Origin of the sequence: Rhodococcus sp. R1101, assembly GCF_000278445.1 — a bacterium.
In the GTDB taxonomy this organism is placed as follows: domain Bacteria; phylum Actinomycetota; class Actinomycetes; order Mycobacteriales; family Mycobacteriaceae; genus Rhodococcus; species Rhodococcus gordoniae.
In genome coordinates this window covers 1-3514 of record NZ_AJVB01000408.1, presented here as the reverse complement: position 1 = coordinate 3514, position 3514 = coordinate 1, and the positions used below count along the sequence as shown (strand labels likewise).

The 3514-nt window shown below is 69.2% G+C and carries 5 protein-coding genes; all 5 read left to right on the top strand.

From position 1 onward, the window contains the following. Positions 1-1054, top strand: a 1054-nt coding sequence (hisD, locus tag R1101_RS27505; protein ID WP_232284786.1) for a histidinol dehydrogenase, incomplete at its 5' end; no start/stop codon positions are given. Then, the gene (locus R1101_RS0118795; RefSeq protein ID WP_016934881.1) at positions 1051-2184 is read left to right on the top strand and encodes a histidinol-phosphate transaminase; all 1134 of its coding nucleotides are present in this window, start codon (positions 1051-1053) and stop codon (positions 2182-2184) included. The genes hisD and R1101_RS0118795, both read left to right, overlap by 4 nt. Further along, entirely contained in the window at positions 2181-2795 is a 615-nt protein-coding gene (hisB, locus tag R1101_RS0118790) for an imidazoleglycerol-phosphate dehydratase HisB (RefSeq protein WP_016934880.1), read from the top strand. Before R1101_RS0118795 ends, hisB begins: the two co-directional genes overlap by 4 nt. A gap of 3 nt (positions 2796-2798) precedes the next feature. Beyond that, positions 2799-2954: a hypothetical protein gene (locus R1101_RS30745; RefSeq protein ID WP_016696019.1), complete on the top strand. Its 156-nt coding sequence runs from the start codon at positions 2799-2801 to the stop codon at positions 2952-2954. 1 nt (position 2955) lies between these two features. Beyond that, positions 2956-3514, top strand: a 559-nt coding sequence (locus R1101_RS0118780; protein ID WP_016934879.1) for an MFS transporter, incomplete at its 3' end; no start/stop codon positions are given.

Below are 3514 nucleotides of genomic sequence, written 5' to 3'. Positions count from 1 at the left end.
CCCCCGTTCGGGACGGACGGACCCGGCCCCCGGACCCCCGACCCACCCACGGACCCTCCCTCGGGTCCACCCCGGAACCGGCCTCGGGGGGTGCCCGGTCGAACGTGTGGGCCTCTACGTGCCCGGCGGCAACGCGGTCTACCCGTCGTCGGTCGTGATGAACGTCGTTCCGGCGCAGGCCGCGGGCGTCGAATCGCTCGTCATCGCCTCGCCACCGCAGAAGAACTTCGGTGGACTGCCGCACCCGACCATCCTCGCCGCGGCCGCGCTGCTCGGTGTCGACGAGGTGTGGGCCGTCGGCGGCGCCCAGGGAGTGGCACTGCTGTCCTACGGCGGCACCGATACCGACGGCGCCGAACTCGCCCCGGTCGACATGATCACCGGCCCCGGCAACATCTACGTCACCGCCGCCAAGCGGCTGTGCCGCGCCGTGGTCGGCATCGACGCCGAGGCGGGCCCCACCGAGATCGCGATCCTCGCCGACGACACCGCCGATCCCGTGCACGTCGCCGCCGATCTCGTCAGCCAGGCCGAACACGACGTCATGGCCGCCTCGGTGCTCGTCACCACCAGCACCGAACTGGCCGACGCCGTCGACACCGCGCTCGCCGCCCAGCTCGAGCTCACCAAGCACCGCGAGCGGGTCGCCACGGCGCTGTCCGGCAGCCAGTCGGGCATCGTCCTCGTCGACGACCTCGAGCAGGGATTGAAGGTCGTCAACGCCTACGCGGCCGAGCACCTCGAGATCCAGACCGAGAACGCCTCCGAGGTGGCCGCCCGCGTCCGTTCGGCGGGTGCGATCTTCGTCGGACCGTGGGCGCCGGTCTCGCTGGGCGACTACTGCGCCGGTTCGAACCACGTGCTGCCCACCGCCGGTTGTGCGCGGCACTCCTCCGGGCTGAGTGTGCAGACCTTCCTGCGCGGCATCCACGTCGTCGAATACACCGAAGCCGCCCTGAAGGACGTCTCCGGTCACGTCATCGCCCTGGCGAACGCCGAGGACCTGCCTGCCCACGGCGAGGCCGTGCGACTGCGATTCGAGGCCCTGAAGTGAGCGAATCGACCGTTCCGGGTGCCCGGATCACCCTCGACGATCTCCCGCTGCGCGAGAATCTGCGCGGAAAGTCGCCCTACGGCGCCCCTCAGCTGACGGTGCCGGTGCAGCTGAACACGAACGAGAACCCGCATCCGCCGACCCGCGCCCTCGTCGACGACGTCGCCGAGGCGGTCCGCGAGGCCGCCACGCAGCTGCACCGCTATCCCGACCGTGACGCGGTCGCGTTGCGCACCGACCTCGCCGCCTATCTCAGGCAGGCGTCCGGTGTCTCACTCGGTGTCGAGAATGTCTGGGCGGCAAACGGTTCCAACGAGATACTGCAGCAGCTCCTGCAGGCCTTCGGAGGCCCCGGACGCACCTCGATGGGCTTCGTGCCGTCGTACTCGATGCACCCGATCATCGCCGACGGCACGCAGACCCAGTGGCTGCCCACCTACCGGCGCGACGACTTCACGCTCGACGTCGAGGCATCGGCGGCGGCGGTTCGTGAGCGACGGCCCGACGTCGTCTTCGTCACCAGCCCCAACAATCCGACGGGACACAGCATCCCGCTCGATCAGTTGCGCGTGATCCTCGACGCCGCACCCGGCATCGTGATCGTCGACGAGGCCTACGTCGAGTTCTCCTCGCAGCCGAGCGCTCTGTCGCTGATCGACGAGTACCCGTCGAAGATCGTCGTCTCGCGGACGATGAGCAAGGCATTCGCCTTCGCCGGTGGACGGCTCGGTTATCTCGCTGCCGCCCCCGCGGTGATCGAGGCGCTGCTGCTCGTGCGCCTGCCCTACCACCTGTCGGTCGTCACCCAGGCGGCCGCCCGCGCCGCCCTGAGGCACGCCGACGAAACCCTGGCATCGGTCGCGGAACTGGCCGCCCAGCGCGACCGCGTCGCGGCGGAACTCACCCGGTTCGGCTACGACGTGATCCCCTCCGACGCCAACTTCATCCTCTTCGGTCGCTTCGCCGACTCCGCCGCCACCTGGCAGCGCTATCTCGACGAAGGCGTGCTCATCCGCGATGTCGGCATCCCCGGCTATCTCCGCACCACGATCGGCCTGACCCACGAGAACGACGAGTTGCTGCGGGTGAGCGAGAAGCTCGCAGCCACGGAAATCGAGGCATCCAGATGAGCGACCGCATCGCGCGCGTCGAACGCACGACGAAGGAATCGAGCATCACCGTCGAGGTGAACCTCGACGGCACGGGCCGCACCGACATCTCGACGGGCATCCCGTTCTACGACCACATGCTCACCGCCCTCGGGCAGCACGGTTGCTTCGACCTGACCGTCCAGGCCCAGGGCGACGTCGAGATCGACGCCCACCACACCGTCGAGGACACCGCGATCGTGCTGGGGCAGGCCTTCGGTCAGGCGCTCGGCGACAAGCGCGGCATCCGCCGGTTCGGCGACTGCTTCATCCCGATGGACGAGACCCTCGCCCACGCCTCCGTGGACGTCTCCGGCCGCCCCTACTGCGTGTTCACCGGTGAACCCGACTACATGGTGCACTCGGTGATCGGTGGTTATCCCGGTGTGCCGTACTCGACGGTGATCAACAGGCACGTCTTCGAGTCGTTCGCATTCCATGCCCGAGTCGCCCTGCACGTGCGGGTGCTCTACGGCCGCGACCCGCACCACATCACCGAAGCCGAGTTCAAGGCCGTCGCCCGCGCGCTGCGCGAGGCCGTCGAACCCGACCCGCGTGTGTCCGGCATCCCGTCGACGAAGGGCAGTCTCTGACACATGGATGTCGTCCTCACCTATCTGTGCTTCATCGTGGCCGGATTCGCCGCCGGCGGAACGTGGTCGATGTGGAAGGCACGCAACACGTTGTTCGCGGGTGTGCTGCTGGCTCTGACCGTGCTGGCAGCCGCCGCGGGCGTCTTCCGGTTGCTCTGACGTGGCAGAACAACAAGGGCTGTTCACCGTTCGTGGTCTGATCCCGGCATGGTCGACGTCCGCGGCGGCCTTCGGAGGCTTCTCGCTGCTGCTGCCGGTCGTGCCGTGGGCGATCGCGGAGGCCGGTGGCAGCGACACGCTCGCCGGATCGGTGACGGCGGTGTTCATGCTCACCACCGTCCTCACGCAACTCGCGATGCCGCGACTGCTGCGCGCGTTCGGTCACCGCGCGACACTCGCAGCCGGCTGCCTGTTCCTCGGGCCACCGTCGCTGCTGTTCCTCGTGTCGATGGCCCCGGCAGCGGTGCTCGGGATCTCCGGGCTCCGCGGTATCGGCTTCGGGATGATCACCGTGGCGTCGGCCGCGCTCGTCGGCGAACTGGCGCCGCCGAGGTTGCTCGGCCGTGCCACCGGCATGCTCGGCATCGCCATTGCCGCGTCGCAGACGATCGGCCTGCCCGCCGGGTTGGCGATCGCCGAGCGGTTCTCCACCACGCCGGTCTTCGTACTGGGTGCGATCATCTCGTCCGCAGGTCTGTTCGCCGCGATCCGCCTGCCAC

Bases quoted from the DNA above. Each gene is read 5' to 3' on its own strand.
- hisB (WP_016934880.1), top strand. From the start codon at position 2,181: ATGAGCGACCGCATCGCGCGCGTCGAACGCACGACGAAGGAATCGAGC.
- R1101_RS30745 (WP_016696019.1), top strand. From the start codon at position 2,799: ATGGATGTCGTCCTCACCTATCTGTGCTTCATCGTGGCCGGATTCGCC.